This is a genomic window from Lysinibacillus sp. FJAT-14745, assembly GCF_001275675.1.
Classification (GTDB): domain Bacteria; phylum Bacillota; class Bacilli; order Bacillales_A; family Planococcaceae; genus Lysinibacillus.
The window spans coordinates 72,292-95,199 of sequence record NZ_LITM01000007.1 but is presented as its reverse complement, the minus strand read 5'-3'; the positions used below and the strand labels follow the sequence as shown (position 1 = coordinate 95,199).

Sequence of the window (22,908 nt, the reverse complement as noted above, 5' to 3'; positions counted from 1 at the left end):
ATAATGACAAGCTCATAACATTGATATCTTCAATCACAAGGGAAAAATATTGAACATCTAATTAGCACACTAACTTTTGTTTATTAAAAAAATCCTCAGCGTCAATGCAACGACGCTGAGGATTCTTTATGATTAAAAGTGTACACCTGGTTTATCAGTTAGCTTGCAGCCTGTGCCATACTTTGCTTTTAAGGCACCTTTAAAGTTAGTTTGTTCAAGTTCTGGGTATGCCTGTTTCCAAAGTTCAAATACATTGTGACTTGAAGCAGTACCTTCTTTTGTTAGTCGCACAATATGGAAACCATATTCATCGTTGCATCGAGCTAATGGGCGATTTTCACGCACTGTAATGATTCGACCGCTCGCTGTAACATCATATAAGCCCTCGTAACTTGAAATAGCACGTCTTTCTTCATCGAAGTCAGCTGCTTTTTCTACTTTTTCTTTCTTTGCTTCTTTGACTTCATTTTTTTCTACAGGCTTAGCAGCTTCTTTCATTTCATCTTTTTCTACAGACTCAGTTACTTCTTTGACTTCATCTTTCACTACAGATGTAGCCCCTTCTTTATTTAGAGTCTCCACAATGACAAAATCCTTATTAGAAGCTTTGTCGCTCATTGTCGACATCACGTTCATAATGGAACCTACATAGCGCACAGGTTTATCTTTGCCCTCTTCAAATACGAAAATATTATAATCGGTTTTATTCATTTTTTTCATAATAATATTTCCTGTTTTAATAGTAAAACCGATAAATTTGTTCTTTTTAAGTGCTTGTATTGCTTGTTGCTTTGTTAAAATCATTTTTTTAAAATCTCCTAAAGAATTGTTTTTTCTATTTTACCATAAAATCAGTGTTCCTGTTTTTCTTAAATATTGGATGTTTCATTATTGCCCTGATAATACTATAGCCGTGGGAAGAAAGGTGTTGTTTAACTATATAAAACAATCAATCTCTTAAATTTTAAAATGGTAAAATTAGAGTATTATTTAATTATGTAAGTACTAATTGTTTTTTATGGTAAATACCTCATCGTCATAACGTGGGGGTGATGAATTCCATTTTGACTGAGGAGTGATTGGGTAGAGCGTAGAGTTGCTCCGGTAACCCCATAAACTGCTCGGGTAGGGTGAAGAACTGCTCGGGTAGCTCCAAAAACTGCTCGGGTAACCCCGAAAACTGCTCGGGTAGCCCCGAAAACTGCTCGGGTAACCCCGAAAACAGCTCGGGTAACCCCGAAAACTGCTCGGGTGGCCCCGAAAACTGCTCGGGTAGCCCCGAAAACTGCTCGGGTAGCCCCGAAAACTGCTCGGGTAACCCCGAAAACTGCTCGGGTAACCCCGAAAACAGCTCGGGTAGCCCCGAAAACAGCTCGGGTAACTCCGAAAACAGCTCGGGTAGCCCCGAAAACAGCTCGGGTAGCCCCGAGAACAGCTCGGGTAACCCCGAAAACTGCTCGGGTAACCCCGAAAACTGCTCGGGTCCCCCTGGGCAACCGCTCTAACCCTAACTACATAATAAAAAGGAGGATTTAATGATGGCTCAACATTTATTTAATATGAATTTACAATGGTCGGAGGGGAGAAATGGGACAGGTAATATTATAGCGGACAATCTAAATACGAAAATTTCGATTCCCCAAGAAATGAATGGACCAGGGATTGGGACAAATCCTGATGAAATGCTGCTTGGAGCGGCAGCAACCTGTTATTTGATTACATTGGCTACGTTACTTGAAAATTCGAAGATTACTGTGTTGGATTTGTCTATGCAAGCTGAAGGATTTGTGGACGTCACGAATGGTGTTTTTACTTATGAGAAAATCGTACATAAGCCAAGAATTGTTGTACAAAATTTATCTGAGCGAGAACAAAAAAGAATCAATCGACTAGCTGTGAAGGCAGAACAAACGTGTATGATTAGTAAGGCATTAAAAGGAAATGTTGAAATTACATGCGATGTGCAAATTGTACAAGGATAAAAATGAACATTCCCATTAATGGCTGAATATATTTTAAAGATAGGAGTTATTCAAAAATGATTTTGAAATAACTCCTTTTTTATATTTTTTATAGTGGAATACTTCTTAAAAGTAGTTCTATAAATGTCCCAAATGAATATATAAAGTTAAGTGCTAAAAAAATGCAAAGGATGATGTATTGCGCGAGCAGTCAGCTCAGACTATTAATTTGTATAGCCAGTATGGAAAAAGAATTTTTGATATTGCGGGGGCACTCCTATTACTTTTCATTTCCATTCCTCTTATGTTGGTAGTATTCCTCATTTTACTTATTAGCACAGGTCGCCCTGTTTTGTTTAAACAAATCCGTACCGGACAGGATCATCAGCGCTTTATTATTTGGAAGCTACGGACAATGACTATACAGGCAGTTCCAGTGAATATGCCTACTATGTGTGCAGAAGGAATTCCAGACGATTACTTTTTTAAAACTGAACAGGATACACGAATCACGAAGGTTGGGGCCGTTCTTCGGAAGCTAAGTATTGATGAAATTCCACAGCTTATTAATGTCTTAAAAGGAGATATGAGTATTGTTGGACCACGACCAGAAGTGCCAGCCATCACAAATGCTTATAACACTTTACAGGCACGGCGTTTAGAAGTAAAGCCAGGTTTAACAGGGCTTGCTCAAATTAACGGGCGCTCTAATATTTCTCACGGGCAAAAAATTTCATATGACCTAGAATACGTTGAAAATCATTCCTTTTGGATGGATCTTAAAATTATCATCAAAACACTTTACGTAGTGTTAGCGAGAACAGGTGCTTATTAAAAATTAAGGAGTGTTAGGTTCTGAAGATCGTTCAGCTTATTACACGTATGGATAAGATTGGAGGAGCGCAAAAGCATGTAGAGGCACTTGCCCTAAAATTAAAGCAAGATAATCACGAGGTTACTATTGTGACAGGCCTTTATGATCCATCACTGTGGCGCTTTCAAGAAGAAAAAATTGATGTGATCAGTATCCCAGCCATGCAGCGGGCGATTCACCTAAAAAAAGATTTACAGACCTTTTGGCAATTAAGAGCAACATTTAAAAAAATACAACCAGATATTATTGCTGCGCATTCATCGAAGGCGGGCGCAATTGGTCGTGTAGTAGGAAGTCTTTTACGCATTCCAACTGTTTTTACGGCTCATAGCTGGAGTTTTACAGAAGGCGTACCGCACAAAAAAAAGCGGATGTATAGTCGAATGGAAAAATCCGTTCAGCCGTTAACAGCTAAAATTATTACGGTATCTGAATATGATCGCAAGCTAGCATTAACGAAAAAAATTGCACCTGCTCATAAAATGCAGACGATTCATAATGGGATCTACCAAATAGAGAAGCGAGTAGCACCTATTAAAAAGACTGAGGAGCATCCATTAATCGTGATGGTTGCTCGTTTTGAAGTGCCAAAAAGACAGGATTTATTGCTAGAGGCTTTAGCGGAGCTTTCTGATGTACCTTGGCGCCTGCAATTGATAGGTGATGGCTCACTTCGCCCTAGTTTAGAAAAATTCGTTGCCGATCAAGGCTTAATGGATCGTGTCTCATTTTTGGGCAATCAATTAGATGTCACATCTTTACTTGAGGAAAGTCATTTATTTGTCTTGCTATCAGATTGGGAGGGCTTACCGATTTCCATTATTGAAGCTATGCGAGCAGGACTTCCGATTATCGCCACGAATGTAGGTGGTGTCAATGAGTTAGTGTCTGATAATGAGAATGGATTTTTAATTAACCGAGATGATAAGGACTTATTAGAGAAAAGGCTTAAACAATTGTTAATGGATGAGAGCTTACGTCAAAAAATGGGGGACGCAAGTGAACGTCGCTTTTTAAGGAATTTTACGTTTCTACCAATGTATCAGAAAACTCTATTTGTCTACGAACAGGCTGTATTAAAGTCGGCTAAGAAAGGTGATTAATTTGCAATTAATTCGCATTCGAACTGATGATGAGCTTATGTGGTACAAGGATATTTGGGATGAAATTTTAGCAGCGGAGGACAATGATAATCCATTTATAGAATTTGCTTGGTTTTATAACTGGTGGCAAATTGTTGGGCGAAGAGAGCGTGTTGAGCTCTATGCTGTTGAAGAAAATGGTACTATCATTGCCTTTTTCCCCTTCTTAGTTCAACTTCGATGGGGAGTACGAATTTATGCCTTTGTGGGAGAAAATATTGCAAATTATTCAGGTGTTGTAGCGAAAAAAGAATGGCTGTTGCCCGCTACAACCTTTGTGTTTGATCAGCTCATTGAAAAGTATAAACATCTACTATTTTCGTTTCACGGATTATTGGAAAGCAAAGAATCTACAAAGGTTATTGAGCAATATTTTGTTGAAAGGCAGTTACGTCCGAGTATTTTTCGTGTAGTGACTCCGTATCTTGCCTTTCACGATGTAGATTTTTCTAACTATTTCAATCAACGTAGAAAAATGCATGGTGTAGATAGAAGAGAACGGAAGTTACGGAAATTAGGCTCATTATTGAGGAAAATCCCTTCACAGGAAGAGCTTTGGCAAATGTTTAAATTATTTGATCGACGATGGGCTAAAAAAATAGATACAAGTGATTTTACGAAAGGTAAGAAAAAGGATTTTTTCGAACAGTTAACGCTTCTTAAAGGAGAGGCATTGCAAGTCGAGGTAGACGCACTTGTTTTTGAAGACCAATGGATTGCCTTCACCTACGGAATTTGCTGTCGTGGACGTTATGTAACTTACGCACTTGCACATGAGCCGACATTTAATATATTTGGGCCTGGCAGATTAGTGAATCAGGAAACGATTAAGCGAACCTATTCTGAAAACTATCGCTTGTTCGATATGAGTATTGGCTACGAGCCATATAAGTTCGATTGGCGTTCTAATATTGATTTTACAAGGCGTATGCTCGTAAGCAGTGGAACGAAACGAGCAAGGCTGTTGGCGGGTCGTTTTACGCTGAAGGAACGACTCAAGGAATTTTTAAAAGGCAATCACCATGTCGTTGAATGGAAACGCAATACGCTAGGTCAATTACGTTACTTAGTAAAGTATGGAAAAGTAAAAGATTGGCTACAATATGGACAACTGTTCGTAGAAAAATTTATTCGTTTTAAGCAAGTGGATTTGTATGAATTATCCCCATCAGATAATGTTACACCGCAACGACCTGTAGGAGATTTGTTTGAGGAATTGTCGATACAGGAGGCGATGCAACTCGATAAGGAAGAAATTATTTCTCTATTTTATAAGGGATACTCCATTTACAAAGATTCTTATGCAGAAACGAATAAGCCTGCGTTTGCGTTACATGCGGTAAACTGGCGTGTAGATGAATTGCAAATTGTTGAAGCGTTGCCGAAGCAGACCTATTTTTTAACCTATGATGTTTATAAAAATATCGATATTATCACAGCCTTTTTCCAAAAAATGAAACCTGCACAATCACTATGGGTTACTGCAAGCTTTTGGCAATGGCGAAAGCGTAAACGATTATTGCAGCTAGGCTATAAACGTATTTCTCGAATGAAACATTTTAAATGTGCTCGTTATGAGCGAAATCATGTAGAAAAATACACAGAGAGTGGGGGCGATGTTCATTCTGTCCATTAAAAGTAAGCGATGGAATATCGCAATGCAGCATTTTTATTTTGTAGAGAAGCCAGCCAATGTTAGAAAATCAATGAAGGTTGTTGGATATACAAATTCACTTGTACCGAGCCGTAAGCTTGTTAAAAGTGAAACGGTTCATATTCACCTTACAGATAGTGAGTTATCATTGTATCTTGCTCTTTCAGAAAGTAATCGAAAAATTCTTCGTCGGGCACAAAAAGAGTCCTATCAAGTTTTTATTTATAAAGAACCATCAGATGAAAATTTACGAGCCTTTCAACAGTTTTATAATAATTTTGCAAAAAGGAAAAAACTCGAGCTAATTAGTAAGTCACAAATGGAAGCTATTACGCTCTTAAAAAATAATGGAGCGCTATGGTTGTCTGAGATTCGCAGTATTTGTGGACAAACACTATGCTATAGACTCGATATTGTTTACGCTAAAAAAGCGATGTCCTATTATGTAGCGACTTGTCATTCACAATCGATGCCAGATCATGTAAAAAGACCAGTTCGTTATGCAAATCGATTCTTACTTTGGCACAATTTATTGCATTTAAAGGAGCGAGGCTTTGTTTTATATGATATGGGAAAGCTGACAGATGACCAAAATGTTCGTGCATTTAAGCTTGGCTTCGGTGGACAAGTCGTCGACGTATACTCCGGCTACATTACCCAATCAAAAATACGTGCACTGTTACTGGGCGTGCAAAAATGGAGGAAGTAGTAATTGGAGTAAATCGTGGAGGTCTTGTTATATCATTGGATTTTGAGCTGAATTGGGGTGTCCACGATGTATTTAAGTACGGACAATACAATAAAAATTTATATGGCGTACGTGAGGCATTGCCTAAAATACTAGAGTTGTTTGAACAGTATGGCATTCATGCGACTTGGGCCACAGTGGGTCTATTGTTTGCAGAAACAAAAGCTGAAATGGCTCATTACTTAAGAGGTATTCCAATAAAATATAAAAACATGAGTTACGCGGCACATACACAACTTGCAAAAGTAGGAGAAAATGAGCAAGAGGACCTTTTACATTTCGGTAAATCTTTAATTGAGAAGATTAAACGTACGCCACATCAAGAAATTGGCAGTCATACATTTTCGCATTTTTACTGTTTAGAAAATGGACAAACTGAAGCAAATTTCCGTGCAGATCTACATGCTACTGCAATGATATGTGAAGAAAATATCGCACCGATGAAATCGATTGTATTTCCGCGTAATCAAGTGAATGAAGCATATTTCCCAGCCTGTCAGGACGTAGGATTTGTATGTTATCGAGGAAATGAAAAACATCCATTGTATGATCCTCAAAAATTCACGAAAAAAAGTCGGCTATTAGGTGCAAAAAAATGGCTGGATACCTATGTTAATGTAACAGGAAATCATCTTGTAACGCTAGAAGAATTGCAAATGGATTCCTTTATTAACATTCGTTCAAGTGCTTTTTTAAGACCCTATTGTAGGCCATTACGATTTTTGGAAGGCTTAAAGATCAAACGTATTAAAGAGGGAATGCATGCAGCAGCGAGTTCTAAAGCTTTTTATCATTTATGGTGGCACCCTCATAATTTTGGCAAGAACATTGAAAAAAATTTAGCTATGCTTGAGGAACTTTTACAGTATTATCAGGAATTAAGTCATCAATATAATTTTCAAAGCTATACGATGCACGAGGTCGCAGAGCTTTGCCAAACTCTATCCCGTAAAAGCCCGATTGGTGAAGACTAATAATCGCAGGGGGGAAGAAGCCCCTTTTATCCCAACATAAAAAGTAGCAAACTAGAAAAGTGCCTAGTTTGCTACTTTTTTGTGTTTATAGGGGTAAATGAAGTGTGGAGATTTTTAAAATTAAGAGGGAAAATACCGAACTTTGACGAAATTGTATGTACTAATGGTACTATGATATTGAAGGAAATTCTTTGGGTATATTTGTAATAAAATAGCATAGGGAAATTGACTTCAATTTGGCTCATCACCAAAATCGGGGATGACAATTTGTTAAACATATATCATGTGGATAAGTTGATTGGAGTGGAGGCTGGGCGACTCCTCGGGGATTAGCGATATAGAGGAACGAAGGCTAAAAACATCACGTCCTGTGATAACGCCTTCGTGACCTACATCGTGTAGGCCCAAGCGGCTCATCGGACGCCCCCAGGAAGCTCTGCTCTGCGCGAAAGCGAAGCCTCAGCGGCAAATGTTTTAACTGTGCGAAAGCAAAGCGGCAGCTACAAATGTTTTAACTGCGCGAAAGCGAAGCGTCAGCGGCAAAGCGCCCAGTCGGAACGGAAATCAACCCCACGTTATGATAGTTAAAAATGCATGAAGGTGGTCGGTTAACATGTTTATTCAACCAGAATGGCAGTATAAGCAAGAAAATGGTTCAGCTATGCATCAATGGATTAAGCAAAAAGAAAATCCACTTCCAAGTGATGTAGATATTATTTTGTATGGTGCTTTATTATCGTATGCTAGTAAACCCTCCGAAAAAGCACTATATCCAACAGCATTTCGAAAGGCTTGGCCAAGCTTTCAATCCTATAATTTAGATGAGCAAGTAGATTTGCGCTCGTTGGCAGTCATTGATGTAGGTGATGTAGCCATCCACGAGATGGATAGAATGCTTTCTGAGTCAGCTGTAGAAGCTGCGGCAGAGAGCTTAAGCACCGCATATTCTAAAAGTTTTACCTGTCTTTTAGGTGGTGATCATGCGATTACAGCTTGCTCCCTAAGAGGGATAAAGAATGCTTTTCCAAAGGAGCGTATAGGGATTATTCAAATTGATACGCATTTGGATGCCCGCAATCAGGATGAAATTGGTTTAGCCATGGATTCTCCAATACAGAAGCTCATTGCAGCAGGCGTCGTAGAGGGGAAACATGTTTATAATGTCGGGTTACACGGCTTTTTTAATTCACCAGAAATGATTCACTACGCGAAAGAACAAGGGATTCATATGATTACGTTAAAGCAAATGCGTCGTGATGGCATTCAATTAACAATTCGCGAAATGCTCCGTCAGCTTATGTATGAGGTGGATCGTATTTATGTATCTGTAGATTTGGATGCACTCGATATTGCATTTGCCCCAGATGTACCTGCAGCAACACCAGGTGGATTAACGGCCTATGAATTATTTGATATTCTAAAGCTCATTGGAGAAAATGAAGGGGTTCGCCATATTGACTTTGTCTTCGCAGATCCAAAGGAGGGGGACCTACGTCCGGAAACAGTTAAGATGGGCGTGACAGCATTTTTGCAATGGTTAACAGGTATTCGACTGGATTACCGCAATCGTATCTCAAAGAAGAGCAACCTCATAAGTAGATAATTATAAAATGAAACGGGGAATGATGGCTTGTATATATTTACAATGAAGTTTGATGATAGTTTGCTATAATAGAACAATGCTTAATATTATATTATGGCAGGTTTGTTGATTAAGAAGATAAAGGGTTTTTATTGACCGACAAAATATTTTTTTGTAGATACTTTGCTTATGATGCCCATTTTTAGCTGATTGTAGCGTGAGGGCTACTCGACTCCCGTGGGAAAAGCGAGACAGACGAGACCTTGCACGAAGCGGCTTGACGCTCGCCCGTAGCGGAAATCAGGTTTTCTTATTATGAAAGTGAATGCAAATGATAATCAACACACCTGGTATTATAGATTAATACATCATTGTATTGTTATAGAGAGGACTATTTATCATGACAACAAAACCAAAATTATTAATTGTTGATGGCATGGCGCTATTATTCCGTTCATTTTTTGCGTCGGCTGCGATGGGGCATTATATTCGCCTTGCGGATGGGACACCTTCAAATGGTGCCCAAGGATTTGTGCGTCATGTATTGACGGCACAATCTATTATGAAGCCGACCCATCTTGCCGTTTGTTGGGATATGGGTGCACATACATTCCGTAACGAATTATTTGATGGCTATAAGGCTAATCGTCCATCACCACCAGAGGAAATGCTACCACAATTTGATATGGCGAAAAATTTATCTCAACAAATCGGCTGGCAAAATTTTGGTGTTAAAGGGATGGAGGCAGATGATTTAATTGGCTCAATGATTACAAAATTTCAGGATGAGGCTGACATTACGGTAATTAGTGGAGACAAGGATTTACTGCAGCTTTTAAGACCGTCTGCGGAAATTGCTTTTACGAAAAAAGGCTACACAGAGTATGACGTTTATACGCATACTCGCTTTCAAGAGGAATATGGCATCGAACCTATTCAATTTGCACAGGTTAAGGCTTTTATGGGGGATAATAGTGACGGTTATCCAGGTGTTAAAGGTATTGGACCAAAGCAGGCACTTACGTTAATTCAAACATATGGTTCTATCGAGAATGTTCTTACATCAATAGACGAATTAAAGCCTGGGCAACGTACGAAAATTAAAGAAAATCTAGATATGCTAAAATTGTCACACGAACTTGCAACAATTCAAACGAACGTACCAATCGAGGCAGAATTAGCGAGCTTAGTATTACCTAATTACGAGCCTCAAACGTTCAAAGAAATAGAAGAACGTGGCTACACATTAATCGCCAAGCAGGCACGCTCACTGTATTCACTTATTTAACTTCTTTCAGCGGGTGCCCAAACATCCGCTGAAAGAAGTTAAAGCCTCCGGCGGATGTCACGGAAATCGGAAAGGAGTTCTTTGTGCACAAAGCCGATTCCGGACGCAATTATGCCGAGCCATAATTGATTAACAAACATCAAGTTATCCACGCAGAGTATAGAAATATGCTCTGTTTTTATTATACAAATTTTAGTAAGCTTTAAATTATTGATAATAAAAGAGCGTGTCTAACATTGCAGGTACGCTGTCACTTAGTTCGGTGTAATTTTTACAAAGCTCAACACTTTTTCATTATCTTTAAAAGGAGCCGTTCGAATTTTACTTTCACGATTAGGGCCGCCATTATCATGGAATATTAACCACAGTTCATCATTGCGTATTTCATAGCCAATGAGTGGTACCCAATGATAGACGAAGGTAGATTTTTTATCGCGCCAGTTTAAGCTGAAATATCGGTCAAAGCGTATGGCGACAGGGCGACCTGCATCGATTTCCTGCATTGCTTCCTTTAAAGTACAATCACGGATATCCCATGTTGGACGAAGCCGGCGAAGGTTACGAATTAGACGCCATTTAAATAATCCGATTTTTGTGCCACCGAGAAGTTTATAAAGCTCATTTACCGAAGGAGCTTGATCTTCAAAATAGTTTAAGATTACGTGTATAGTTGTAGGTCCACATGCAGAATTACGATAGTTTGGTGAAATGGATGCATCATATTGTGATTTTCCAAGTAGCGACAATGGCTGGTGCATCATAATCTCCTTTCTAAAAAGAGCCGCATTTCAAAAAGAAATGCAGCTCGTTTTTCCATTATTGTTGTGCAGATAAGAAATCTGTTACTTGCTGAGGTGATTTAGCATTAGCACTATGTAAGTGTGCTAATTTTTCACCGTTTTGGAAAATTAGTAGGCTTGGAATACCCATTACATCATATTTGTCCGCAATTTCTGGAAGCTCATCGCGATTAAGTTCATACCAGTCATATTGGTTGTACTCTTCGATAATTGGATCGATGAACATATTCATACGTGTGCAATCTGGGCACCATCCAGCGTAAAATTTCACTAGTACTTTTTGATCACCAGAGATCAGTTCATTAAATTGTTCAGCAGTTGTAATTGTTTTCATTAGTATTTCACTCTCCTTGCTTTTCATTCTACACATTTTTCTCGCAACCTGAAAGTTTTCTGTTTGGAATAAACGATATCTACTTATTGTCTTGTTTTCGCTCGCAAAAAACAAAAAAAGTTGTATATTGCAAAAATAATTGGAGGAAAATGATTGCTAAATTAAACAAAATAATCTACACTAAAAACAGAAAAAGTAGTTTTATCTTTATTCAGCAGAAGATATTTACCTCTGAATCATAATGGTAGCTGAACGAAGATAAGCCTCAGTTGTATGTCACAGATTACGCTTACAATTATCTGGACAAAAATACACTAAGGCAAACTTGATATTTTTTTGGTCAAAAAATGAATGGCTATTCATTCAATGGGAGAATAAGGGGGAATTGCTTGTGACTTACAACATTAAAAAAGCAGCTGTTCTAGGATCTGGGGTAATGGGCTCTGGAATTGCGGCACATTTAGCAAACATCGGTATTCCAACATTATTATTAGACATTGCGCCGAAGGAACTAACAAAAGAGGAAGAAGCGAAGGGGCTTTCCTTAGAGCATTCTGCTGTAAGAAACCGTATCGTCAACGGAGCTCTTCAAAAGTTATTAAAGCAAAAGCCAGCACCACTTACTTCTAAGAAAAATTTATCACTACTAACGGTTGGTAACTTTGAGGACGATTTAGATAAATTAAAAGATGTAGATTGGATAATTGAAGTTGTCGTTGAAAATTTAACGATTAAACAAAGCCTATATGAAAAAATTGATGCTGTTCGTAAGCCTGGCACAATTATTAGTTCAAATACATCTGGCATAAGTATCGATGCAATGGCAGAAGGTCGTTCAGAAGATTTTAAAAAGCATTTCCTAGGAACTCATTTTTTCAACCCGCCACGCTATTTGAAATTACTCGAAGTCATTCCGGCAAATACAACGGCGCCAGAGGTTGTAAGCTTTATGAAAACATTTGGCGAAGATGTGCTCGGAAAAGGTGTCGTACTTGCGAAGGATACACCGAACTTCATTGCCAACCGTATCGGAACGTACGGTTTACTAATTACTTTACAAGAAATGCTGAAGGGTAGCTATTCAGTTGGTGAGGTGGATTCTGTAACTGGTCCACTAATCGGTCGTCCAAAATCGGCAACCTTCCGAACGTTGGATGTTGTTGGTTTAGATACATTTATCCATGTAGCGAAAAACGTTTATGATCAAACAACTGGTGAAGAGCAGCAAGTATTTGCAGTACCAGAATTCCTACAGAAAATGGTCACAAACGGCTGGCTAGGAGCAAAATCAGGTCAAGGTTTCTTCTTAAAGCAAGGTAAAGAGATCCTTGAAATTGATCCAAACACACTGGAATATAGCCCAGCGAAAAAATTAAAAACACCTTCTATTGAAATGGCAAAACAAACTCGTGGATTAGCAAATAAAGTAAAAGCACTAACATATGCTAAAGATCGAACTGGAGAGTTATTATGGAGTATCTTCGCTCCGACCCTAATTTACTCTGCACAGCTACACGGTGAAATTGCGGATGATATTGTTGCCATCGACAATGCAATGAAATGGGGCTTCGGCTGGCAGCAAGGGCCATTTGAAATATGGGATGCAATTGGCGTCAAAGGGTCTGTAGCTAAAATGGAAGCTGAGGGTCGTGAGGTGCCGGCATTTGTCAAAGATATGTTAGCAAGCGGCTTTGACACTTTCTATTCGGAAATTGACGGCGACTTAGCGTATTATAATGGCTCTGAATATGTAAAAGTGCCAGTTAATGAAAAGGAAATTAACTTAAAACGCTATAAGAAAAAGCACGGTGTTATTAAATCAAATACTGGTGCTAGCTTAATAGATTTAGGTGACGGAATTGCATTACTTGAATTCCATTCCCAATCAAATGCAATTGGCTTAGACATTATTCAAATGATTAACTTTGCAGTCGATGAAGTAGAAGCTAATTATAAAGGCTTAGTCATCGGTAACCAAGGGAAAAACTTCTGTGTTGGTGCGAATCTAGGAATGATTTTAGTAGAAGCACAGGATGATAATATTTTTGAGCTAGATTTCGTAATTAAAGCATTCCAAGATGCAATGCAAAAAATTAAATACTCGCGTAAGCCTGTTGTGGCAGCGCCTTTTGCTATGACACTTGGTGGAGGATCAGAGGTTTGCTTACCAGCTGCACATATTCAAGCAACGATGGAAACGTATATGGGCTTAGTAGAAGTCGGCGTAGGATTAATTCCTGGAGGCGGCGGTAATAAGGCACTATATCAAAAATTCCTTAAAGGGCTACCAAATGGCGTTGAGGTAGACTATCAACATATCGCTAATAAAGTATTTGAAACAGTTGCGATGGCAAAAGTTTCGACATCTGGCGAAGAAGCACGTGAAAATAACTTCTTAAACTTTGCTGATGGGATTTCTGTTAACCCAGATCACCAACTATATGATGCAAAACAAGCTGCACTAGCGCTTTATGAGGCAGGCTATCAAGCACCTGTACCTGCGAAAGTTCCTGTAGTCGGTGCATCAGGCTACGGTACGCTACTCATCGGTGCGCAAGGAATGTTTGAATCAGGCTATATTAGTGAACACGATTTAAAAATCGCTAAAAAATTAGCGTATGTCATTGCTGGTGGTAAAGTTCCATATGGCACATTAGTAGATGAACAGTACCTATTAAACCTTGAGCGTGAGGCGTTCCTAAGCTTAGTTGCAGATCCGTTGTCTCAACAAAGAATGCAGCACATGCTTTTAAAGGGAAAACCACTGCGTAACTAATTTCAAGACTGTGACCATACTTGCACATGAAACAAAGGGGGATTAATACGATGCGTGAAGCCGTTATTGTAGCAGGAGCACGAACTCCGATTGGAAAAGCGAAGAAGGGTTCTTTAGCAACAGTTAGACCAGATGATTTTGGAGCAGTTGTTGTCAAAGAAACATTAAAAAGAGCGGGCTATGAAGGTCCGATTGACGATTTAATTTTAGGATGTGCAATGCCTGAAGCTGAGCAGGGCATGAACGTCGCGCGTAATATAGGAGCGCTTGCTGGGTTACCAGATACAACACCAGCGGTGACAATTAATAGATTCTGTTCATCAGGTTTACAGGCAATTGCTTTTGCAGCAGAGCGTATTATGCTAGGACATTCTAAGGCAATTCTTGCTGGTGGGGTCGAGTCTATGAGTATGGTGCCAATGGTAGGTAATACACCTCGCTTAAATCCAACGCTAGCAGAAACTGCTCCTCAATATTATATGGGGATGGGGCATACAGCTGAGGAAGTGGCACGTCAATACAATGTAAGTAGAGAAGATCAGGATGCATTTGCTGTGCGTTCACATGAGCTTGCGGAAAAAGCGATTAAAGAAGGTAAATTCAATGATGAAATCGTACCAATCGAAGTGGAGCAACATTATGTAGACGATAACAACAAACCACAAGTGAAAAAGTTCACGTTTAGCATGGATGAAGGTGTACGTCCAGGTACATCTGTAGAAGGTTTAGCGAAGCTCCGTCCAGCTTTCCATGTAAAGGGTAGTGTTACAGCTGGTAATGCCTCTCAAACTTCTGATGGTGCAGCAACAGTACTTGTGATGGATCGTGAGGAAGCAGAAAAGCAAGGGCTTACACCAATGGCGAAGTTTTTAGGCTTTGCAGTTGGTGGTGTACCTCCTGAGGTGATGGGTATTGGACCAATCGTGGCAGTACCTAAAGCACTTGAAATTGCAGGGCTAGCAATTGATGACATTGATTTATGGGAAATTAATGAAGCATTTGCGTCACAATCCTTACAAGTCGTACGTCATTTAGGCATCGACCAAAACAAAGTAAATGTCAATGGTGGAGCAATTGCCGTAGGTCACCCACTTGGTGCAACTGGAGCCATTTTAACATTAAAGCTTATTCATGAATTGAAGCGTCAAGGTAAGAAATATGGTGTCGTGACAATGTGTATTGGCGGCGGAATGGGTGCTGCAGGAGTATTTGAAATTCTATAATTTTTGCTAGATCAGCTTGGAGTGCTGCGTTTTCGGTTGCCTCCGAACACGGTGCTTCAGGCTTTTCTATATATTGGGGATAAATACTATTAAAAATAGATATATAGGGAGGAATTTAGAATGACAGAAAAAACAACGGATTTCATTAAAGGCGGCGGATTTATTATTGAAGATGTGGAATTAGATCGTGTCTTTACACCAGAAGATTTCACAGATGAGCATAAAATGATTGCTAAAACTACTGAAGAGTATGTAGCAAATGAAGTGTTACCAGTCGTTGAAAACTTGGAACACCATGAATTTGAGCATTCGGTTCGTCTACTAAAAAGTGCAGGTGAGCTCGGCTTACTAAGCGCAGATGTACCTGAAGAATATGAAGGTCTAGGGTTAGACAAAGTTTCTTCTGCATTAATCGCAGAAAAAATGGCAGTTGCTGGCGGCTTCTCTATTACGCATGGTGCACACGTAGGTATTGGTTCTTTACCAATCGTACTTTTCGGAAATGAAGAGCAAAAGCAAAAGTATTTACCAAAGCTTGCGTCAGGTGAATTAATTGCTGCTTACGCATTAACTGAGCCAGGTTCAGGTTCTGATGCATTAGGTGCTAAAACAACTGCAAAATTGAATGATGCAGGGACACATTATATTTTAAATGGTGAAAAGCAATGGATTACAAATGCAGGCTTTGCAGATGTATTTGTTGTCTATGCAAAAATCGATGGCGATAAATTCTCAGCATTTATCGTAGAACGTGCCTTCAATGGCGTTTCAGTTGGCGCAGAAGAGAAAAAAATGGGGATCAAATCTTCATCGACACGTACATTAATACTTGAAGATGCAGAAGTGCCTGTTGAAAACCTTTTAGGTGAAGTAGGACGCGGACACGTTATCGCCTTTAATATTTTAAATATCGGTCGCTATAAATTAGGGGTTGGAACAATTGGTGGCTCGAAGCGCGCATTAGAGCTTGCTATTCAATATACAAACCAACGTCAGCAATTTAAAACGAAGCTGTCTGATTTCAATTTAACAAAAGAAAAATTATCGACAATGGCTTCACAATTATATGCGTCTGAGTCATTAAACTATCGTACAGTAGGTTTATTTGAAGACCGTTTAAGTCAGCTAAGCCCAGAAGAGCAAAAGCAAGGGAAAGTGATTGCTGGTGCCATTGCTGAGTATGCTATTGAATGTTCTATTGCTAAAGTATTTGGTTCTGAGACTTTAGATTACATTGCAGATGAAGCGGTTCAATTACACGGTGGTTACGGCTTTATGGCTGAATACGAAGTAGAGCGTATTTATCGTGATTCTCGTATTAATCGTATTTTTGAAGGTACTAATGAAATTAACCGCATGATTGTACCAGGTACATTTATGAAGAAAGCATTAAAAGGTGAATTGCCATTACTACAAGTCGCTCAAAACTTACAACAGGAGCTACTGATGTTAATGCCTGAAGATGTAGGCACAGAGCCGCTAGCACAGGAAAAATATCTTGTGAAAAATGCGAAGAAAATTGCTGTATTAGCAGCAGGTTTAGCAGCACAACGCTACGGCGCGAAGCTTGATCAAGAGCAAGAAGTATTGGTGAATATTGCAAATATCGCAAACCAACTATTCGCTATGGAATCAGCTGTATTGCGTACAGAAAAAGCGATTGCTCGTGACGGTGCTGAAAAAGCTCATCAAAAATTACTATACACTCAAATCTTCTGCCAAGAAGCATTTGCAGAAATTGAAAAAGAAGCAAAAGATACAATTCTTGCTTCAGCAGACGGCGATGCTGCACGCATGACATTGTCTGCACTACGTAAATTAACTCGCAACAACCCATACAACTTAATCGCGAAGAAACGCGAAGCTTCTGTTAAATTAATTGAAGCAGATAAATATGTAGTTTAATGTAACAGACCTAACCTAGCTATCCGCATAGATGTGATAGCTAGGTTTTTTGTTGCAAATAAAAGTAAGGCTCTTCGGCAAAGCGAGTGGTTGATTTCCGTTCCGACTGGGCGCATGACATAGGTTTTAACAAAATGTCATCCAACTTTTTAGTTTTATCGCCCAACTTTTGAATTTTATCAACTAACTTTCACGTTTTATCTACTAACTTTTGAATTTTATCTACTAACTTTTACGTTTTATCACCCAACTTCTAAATTTTATCGACATCTACCTTCTAAAGAGCAAAAAAGGATTCATACAAAAACGGTGTGTGAATCTCACTCCAATCAACTAATACATAGCGTGTATCCTCTGACATGTCGTTTTATAACAAAGGGTTTCATCTGTGCGAAATTGAAGCGATAGCAACAACGAAATGCATAAATTTTATAAAAGTTCTACACTATTGCTGATTGGAGTGGAAGGCTACTCGACTCCCGTGGAAGCGGCTCGACGCTCGCCCACAGGAAAGCCTACACTTTAGCATGAAGAGTTTCATTTTGGCTCGTAACGGTTAAGATGGTATACTACAGAAAATGAGGGAGACACTGAAAATATAGTGTCCTAATAATGATAGTAGAGGAGCCTATAAATGACGATTCAATTTATTCATTATCCAAAATGTACTACTTGTAAAAAAGCTCAAAAATGGCTAAATGACAATAAGGTTTCATACGAAGAGGTACACATTGTCGAACAAGCGCCTACAAAGGACGAATTATCAAACATATGGCAAGCTAGTGGACAACCGTTAAAGAAATTTTTTAATACTTCTGGTATGAAATATCGAGAGCTGGGCTTGAAGGATAAACTTGCTGAAATGACTGAAGAAGAGCAGCTTGAATTGCTTGCATCAGATGGTATGTTGATTAAACGTCCGATTGTAACCGATGGAAAAAAAGTTACTTTAGGGTTTAAAGAATCAGATTTTGAGCAAGCTTGGAAATAACAGCTTTTAATCTTGTTTTTATGGAAGAAGTATGGCACACTGAAAATGAATATATTACATATTTATGGAGGGGTTTTTTGCATGAGCACACCTAAAGACTTACGTTACTCTGAAGAGCATGAATGGGTAAAATTGGAAGATGGTAAAGTACGTATCGGTATTTCTCATTTCGCACAATCTGAACTTGGAGATATCGTTTTCGTTGAGCTTCCACAAGTTGGCGACGAAATCAAAACTGATGATCCATTCGGTAGCGTAGAATCTGTAAAAACAGTTTCTGAATTATACGCACCAATCTCAGGTACAGTAGTTGAAGTAAATGCAGATTTAGAAGATAGCCCAGAATTCGTTAATGAATCACCATATGAAAAAGCATGGATGATCGTTGTAGAGCCAGCTGATGTATCAGAAATTGAAAAGCTTATGACAGCTGAGCAATACGATGAAATGATTGCTGAATAAGACAAGCCCTAATAATAAAACGTCGGAAATCACCGGCGTTTTTTATTATCTTTATTCCTTCCACCACTATAGTTGGGGAGAGGAATGCAGTTGTAGTCCCTTATCAATGGGTGTCTTATATGATCATCGACAGAGTGTAATGGATATAATGAGCATAAAGGATATGTCTAATTGGGGGTGGCGTGATGGTCGAGGGAAAATGCTTAATTGTTGAAGGTCGATCGGATAAGCTTCAAATTGAACCTATTTTAAATGAAGATGTTAAAATACTTTGTACGAATGGTACAATTGGTGTGCATCAATTAGAAGAGCTACTTGATCCATACGAGGGTTGTGAGCTTTATACGTTTTTTGATGCAGATACATCGGGTGATAAACTACGAGCATTAATGGACAGACATTATCCAGAGGCTGAGCATTTACGTACAATGCCAACATATAAGGAAGTTGAGACAACTCCAAAGAAGGTGTTAGCAGCGATATTGCTTCGTGCACACTTCTCAATCCATAATGAATATATTTTGTAAGGTTGCGTGAAAAATGATGGAAGAATGGTCAAAAGAGCAGTGGGACGCGGTTGTCCAGTCAGGTGAAAAGGCTGCCTTTTATTTATATACGCCTATGTGTGGAACGTGTGCAGTTGCATCGAAAATGATGACGGTTGTTGAGCAATTGCTGCCACAGCTACAGGTCGGTAAAGCGAATATTAATTTTATAGAGCAAATAGCTTATGCTCATAAAATCGAAAGTGTACCATGTTTACTCGTATGTGAAGGCGGAGAAGTGACAGAAAAGGTTTATGCCTTTCAATCCGTACCATATTTATACGAATTATTAAAAAATTAATTGACTGAATTTTAATCGCGTGGTAAAGTAACAAATATATTAAAAAAACAATAAATATATCGAACTCTTATAAAGAGCGGCGGAGGGAAGTGCCCTATGAAGCCCGGCAACCATCACAATCGTGAAAAGGTGCCAAATCACTCAAAGATTTATCTTTGAAAGATGAGAGAACGGTTTAACGTATAAGTTACGTGACCCCTTCTACTTATCTATGAGTGAAGGGGTTTTTTAACTTCTTTCAGCGGGTGTCACGGAATCGGAAAGGAGTGCTTAAAGGATGTTAGCCTAAAATCATTGCATCCATGAGATAACGGCTAACTGACCTGCATCGGTAAAAGCGCCACGTCCTGTGGCATTACCGAAATGACCAACATCGTGTTAGCCTTCGGTAATAACGCCACGTCCTGTGGCATTACCGAAATGACCGACATCGTGTTGGCCCTCGTGCAGGCCTAAGCACAAAGCCGATTCAGGGCGCAATTATGCCTCGGCATAATTGATATGAGAAAAGGAGAATTCGCTATGATCAATATTCAAAATATTACGAAGAAATACAAAACAGCGAGTGGCGAATTAACTGCAGTTAAAGAAGTCAACCTTTCTATTAATAAAGGTGAAATTTTTGGCATTATCGGATACAGTGGCGCTGGTAAAAGTACAATGATTCGCTTGTTAAACGGTTTAGAAAAGCCTACATCTGGTACGGTGACGGTTAACAATCAGGAATTTTCATCCATAAAGGGGCAAAAGCTCAGAGATGCTAGACAAAAGGTCAGTATGATTTTCCAACATTTCAATTTACTGTGGTCTAGAACTGTTGCAGAAAATATCGCCTTTCCATTAGAAATCGCAGGTGTTCCAAAGGTAAAACGTGAAGCACGTGTGAAAGAATTGATTACTTTAGTTGGTTTAGAAGGGCGCGAAAAAGCATATCCATCACAACTATCAGGGGGACAAAAGCAACGTGTAGGTATCGCTCGTGCGCTTGCTAATAATCCAGAGGTATTGTTATGTGATGAAGCAACATCCGCACTCGATCCGGAGACAACAGATGCTATCCTTGATCTCCTTGTCGATATTAACGAACGATTAGGTCTAACGATTGTGTTAATCACACATGAAATGCACGTTATTCGCAAAATTTGTCATCGTGTAGCGGTTATGGAAGCTGGAGAAATTGTGGAACGTGGTGAAGTATTACAAGTATTCCAAGCACCACAAGCAGCCATTACGAAAAAATTCGTTTCTCAAATTACAGATACGAAGGAAACACAGGAAACCGTGGCACAAATTAAAGCAAATTATCCTAATGGACAACTTGTTAAGCTAATCTTTGTAGGAGAAAAAACAGAGCAGCCTGTCATTTCACATTTTGTGAAACAGTTTGATGTAGAAGTAAGTATTGTACATGGTAATATTTCGCAAACGAAAAATGGCGCGTACGGTACACTTATTGTGCAAATTGATGGCTTAGAGGCCAATGTTGCTGCTGCACTTAGTTACTTAAATACAGTCGAAGTACAAACGGAGGTGATTGCAAATGCTAACTAGTCTTTTTCCGAATGTCGACTGGGAAAAAATGTGGGACGCTACGTATGAAACATTGTACATGACAACAATTTCTACGGTTATCACATTTATACTTGGATTAGTGATTGGAATCTTATTGTTTTTATCAAGTCCCAACCAACTATGGGCCAATAAAATTGTGAACTTTTTAACAGGCTCAATCGTTAACATCTTCCGTTCGATTCCATTTATCGTTTTGATAATCTTGTTAATTCCATTTACGAAATTTTTACTTGGCACAATTCGTGGCGCAGATGCGGCTTTACCAGCACTAATTATTGGAGCTGCACCATTCTATGCACGAATGGTATTAATTGCTTTACGTGAAATTGATAAAGGAGTTATTGAAGCAGCGCGTTCAATGGGTGCCAAAACGTCAACGATTATTTGGAAAGTATTAATTCCGGAATCGTTACCAGCACTTATTTCAGGCATTACAGTTACTGCCGTAGCACTTGTTGGCTATACTGCGATGGCAGGTATTATCGGTGCAGGCGGTCTAGGAAACTTAGCATTCTTAGATGGCTTCCAACGTAATCGCACAGATGTAACATTAATGGCGACTATATTAATCTTAATAGTTGTATTTATTATCCAATTTATTGGCGACATGATTACAATCAAAACAGATAAACGCTAAAAAGAACATTTCGCTACATCTAAGAGGTTATCTCGGTTTTATACCGCTAACATATTAAGAAAAAAGGGAGAGTAATAAAATGAAGAAGTTATTAGCAGGATTATTTTTATCAGTATTAGTACTGGCTTTAGCCGCTTGTGGTGCTGGTAAAAAAGAAGATACAAGCTCAGGTTCATCATCTAGTGATAGTAAAGAAAAAGTAACGTTAACAGTAGGTGCTTCGAATACACCTCATGCGGTTATTCTGGAAAAAGCAAAACCAATTTTAGCTAAAGAAGGTATCGATCTTAAAATTGAAAAATATCAAGATTATGTATTACCAAACCAACATTTAGAATCTGGCGACCTTGATGCAAACTATTTCCAACACATCCCTTATTTAGAGAAAGAAATTAAAGAAAAGGGTTATGATTTTGTAAACGCTGGTGGTATTCATATTGAACCAATCGGTATCTATTCTAAAAAATATAAATCTCTTGAGGATTTACCAAATGGTGCAACAATTTTACTTTCTAACTCTGTTGCAGATCACGGGCGTATGCTTTCATTATTAGAAGCTAAGGGCTTAATTAAACTTAAGGATGGAGTAGATAAAACATCTGCTGAACTTAAAGATGTTAAAGAAAATCCTAAAAACTTAAAATTCGATGCAAATACAGCGCCTGAAATGCTTGTACAAATGTATGAAAATAATGAAGGTGATGCGGTTCTAATTAACTCGAACTTTGCAATCGACAACGGACTAAATCCATTGAAAGATGCAATTTCTCTTGAAGATAAAGAATCTCCGTATGTAAACATTATCGCTGTACGTGCTGGTGATGAAACAAAACCAGAAATTAAAAAATTAGTAGAAGTATTAAAATCTAAAGAAATCCAAGACTTCATTCTTAAAGAATGGAAAGGCTCAGTTGTACCAGTTAAATAATTAAAATTTATCAAAAAGGGAATGTAAGTATGAAAGCTTATGTTCCCTTTTTTCTTGCCCTAAAAAAGCTTTTTTCAGAAAAATACTTTTTTTCATCAAAAGAGTTTTTATTCTGTAGTTTACTACAAAAATATAATAATATTTTAAAAGTAATCGAATTACCATAAATTTTGTATAGAAATTGTTAAGTCATCTTTATTACTATAGTTGT

The 22,908-nt window shown here is 38.6% G+C and carries 21 protein-coding genes and 1 riboswitch; of the genes, 18 read left to right on the top strand and 3 right to left on the bottom strand.

Annotated features, from left to right (window positions below; translation table 11 throughout):
* Positions 1 to 132 precede the first annotated feature (132 nt).
* Complete coding sequence (locus AMS59_RS13445; RefSeq protein WP_053484255.1) at positions 133 to 804, bottom strand: hypothetical protein; 672 nt, start codon at positions 802 to 804, stop codon at positions 133 to 135.
* A gap of 734 nt (positions 805 to 1,538) precedes the next feature.
* Here AMS59_RS13445 and AMS59_RS13435 point away from each other — a divergent pair.
* The 8 genes from AMS59_RS13435 (at position 1,539) to AMS59_RS13400 (ending at position 10,223) form a co-directional block, all read left to right on the top strand.
* A complete protein-coding gene (locus AMS59_RS13435) occupies positions 1,539 to 1,982 on the top strand; it encodes an SACOL1771 family peroxiredoxin (RefSeq protein WP_053484253.1) in 444 nt (147 codons plus the stop codon).
* Between the two features lie 178 nt (positions 1,983 to 2,160).
* Positions 2,161 to 2,796, top strand: coding sequence for a sugar transferase (locus AMS59_RS13430; RefSeq protein WP_053484252.1), 636 nt, complete (start codon positions 2,161 to 2,163; stop codon positions 2,794 to 2,796).
* Positions 2,797 to 2,843: 47 nt separating this feature from the next.
* Positions 2,844 to 3,938: a glycosyltransferase family 4 protein gene (locus tag AMS59_RS13425; RefSeq protein WP_053484251.1), complete on the top strand. Its 1,095-nt coding sequence runs from the start codon at positions 2,844 to 2,846 to the stop codon at positions 3,936 to 3,938.
* A 1-nt stretch (position 3,939) separates the two neighbouring features.
* Positions 3,940 to 5,613 (top strand): GNAT family N-acetyltransferase, encoded by a 1,674-nt coding sequence (locus AMS59_RS13420; protein WP_053484250.1) that lies wholly within the window; start codon positions 3,940 to 3,942, stop codon positions 5,611 to 5,613.
* Positions 5,594 to 6,340 (top strand): hypothetical protein, encoded by a 747-nt coding sequence (locus tag AMS59_RS13415; RefSeq protein ID WP_234007773.1) that lies wholly within the window; start codon positions 5,594 to 5,596, stop codon positions 6,338 to 6,340. Before AMS59_RS13420 ends, AMS59_RS13415 begins: the two co-directional genes overlap by 20 nt.
* Complete coding sequence (locus AMS59_RS13410; protein WP_053484249.1) at positions 6,328 to 7,353, top strand: polysaccharide deacetylase family protein; 1,026 nt, start codon at positions 6,328 to 6,330, stop codon at positions 7,351 to 7,353. The genes AMS59_RS13415 and AMS59_RS13410 overlap by 13 nt, the downstream gene beginning before the upstream one ends.
* A 613-nt stretch (positions 7,354 to 7,966) precedes the next feature.
* Complete coding sequence (locus tag AMS59_RS13405; RefSeq protein WP_053484248.1) at positions 7,967 to 8,956, top strand: agmatinase family protein; 990 nt, start codon at positions 7,967 to 7,969, stop codon at positions 8,954 to 8,956.
* Positions 8,957 to 9,335: 379 nt separating this feature from the next.
* A complete protein-coding gene (locus tag AMS59_RS13400; protein WP_053484247.1) occupies positions 9,336 to 10,223 on the top strand; it encodes a 5'-3' exonuclease in 888 nt (295 codons plus the stop codon).
* A 254-nt stretch (positions 10,224 to 10,477) separates the two neighbouring features.
* Here the strand turns inward: AMS59_RS13400 and AMS59_RS13395 are convergent, their stop codons facing one another.
* Both AMS59_RS13395 and AMS59_RS13390 read right to left on the bottom strand, forming a co-directional pair.
* Positions 10,478 to 10,981 (bottom strand): C39 family peptidase, encoded by a 504-nt coding sequence (locus AMS59_RS13395; RefSeq protein ID WP_053484246.1) that lies wholly within the window; start codon positions 10,979 to 10,981, stop codon positions 10,478 to 10,480.
* Between the two features lie 58 nt (positions 10,982 to 11,039).
* Positions 11,040 to 11,384, bottom strand: coding sequence for a thioredoxin family protein (locus tag AMS59_RS13390; protein ID WP_369814329.1), 345 nt, complete (start codon positions 11,382 to 11,384; stop codon positions 11,040 to 11,042).
* Positions 11,385 to 11,748: 364 nt separating this feature from the next.
* Here AMS59_RS13390 and AMS59_RS13385 point away from each other — a divergent pair, with 364 nt between their 5' ends.
* From AMS59_RS13385 to AMS59_RS13340, 10 genes are all read left to right on the top strand, one after another.
* Entirely contained in the window at positions 11,749 to 14,133 is a 2,385-nt protein-coding gene (locus AMS59_RS13385; RefSeq protein WP_053484244.1) for a 3-hydroxyacyl-CoA dehydrogenase/enoyl-CoA hydratase family protein, read from the top strand.
* Between the two features lie 50 nt (positions 14,134 to 14,183).
* Positions 14,184 to 15,356 (top strand): acetyl-CoA C-acetyltransferase, encoded by a 1,173-nt coding sequence (locus AMS59_RS13380; protein WP_053484243.1) that lies wholly within the window; start codon positions 14,184 to 14,186, stop codon positions 15,354 to 15,356.
* Between the two features lie 120 nt (positions 15,357 to 15,476).
* Positions 15,477 to 17,261: an acyl-CoA dehydrogenase family protein gene (locus AMS59_RS13375; protein WP_053484242.1), complete on the top strand. Its 1,785-nt coding sequence runs from the start codon at positions 15,477 to 15,479 to the stop codon at positions 17,259 to 17,261.
* A 634-nt stretch (positions 17,262 to 17,895) separates the two neighbouring features.
* The gene (locus AMS59_RS13370; RefSeq protein WP_053484241.1) at positions 17,896 to 18,252 is read left to right on the top strand and encodes an arsenate reductase family protein; all 357 of its coding nucleotides are present in this window, start codon (positions 17,896 to 17,898) and stop codon (positions 18,250 to 18,252) included.
* An 81-nt stretch (positions 18,253 to 18,333) separates the two neighbouring features.
* Positions 18,334 to 18,714 (top strand): glycine cleavage system protein GcvH, encoded by a 381-nt coding sequence (gene gcvH, locus AMS59_RS13365; RefSeq protein ID WP_053484240.1) that lies wholly within the window; start codon positions 18,334 to 18,336, stop codon positions 18,712 to 18,714.
* A 185-nt stretch (positions 18,715 to 18,899) separates the two neighbouring features.
* A complete protein-coding gene (locus AMS59_RS13360; protein ID WP_053484239.1) occupies positions 18,900 to 19,241 on the top strand; it encodes a toprim domain-containing protein in 342 nt (113 codons plus the stop codon).
* 16 nt (positions 19,242 to 19,257) lie between these two features.
* Positions 19,258 to 19,560, top strand: coding sequence for a thioredoxin family protein (locus AMS59_RS13355; protein ID WP_053484330.1), 303 nt, complete (start codon positions 19,258 to 19,260; stop codon positions 19,558 to 19,560).
* Between the two features lie 64 nt (positions 19,561 to 19,624).
* Positions 19,625 to 19,729, top strand: a riboswitch (SAM riboswitch).
* A 353-nt stretch (positions 19,730 to 20,082) separates the two neighbouring features.
* Complete coding sequence (locus tag AMS59_RS13350; RefSeq protein ID WP_053484238.1) at positions 20,083 to 21,111, top strand: methionine ABC transporter ATP-binding protein; 1,029 nt, start codon at positions 20,083 to 20,085, stop codon at positions 21,109 to 21,111.
* Entirely contained in the window at positions 21,101 to 21,769 is a 669-nt protein-coding gene (locus tag AMS59_RS13345) for a methionine ABC transporter permease (protein WP_053484237.1), read from the top strand. The genes AMS59_RS13350 and AMS59_RS13345 overlap by 11 nt, the downstream gene beginning before the upstream one ends.
* 79 nt (positions 21,770 to 21,848) lie before the next feature.
* Positions 21,849 to 22,697 (top strand): MetQ/NlpA family ABC transporter substrate-binding protein, encoded by an 849-nt coding sequence (locus AMS59_RS13340; protein ID WP_053484236.1) that lies wholly within the window; start codon positions 21,849 to 21,851, stop codon positions 22,695 to 22,697.
* The last annotated feature ends 211 nt before the right edge of the window (positions 22,698 to 22,908 follow it).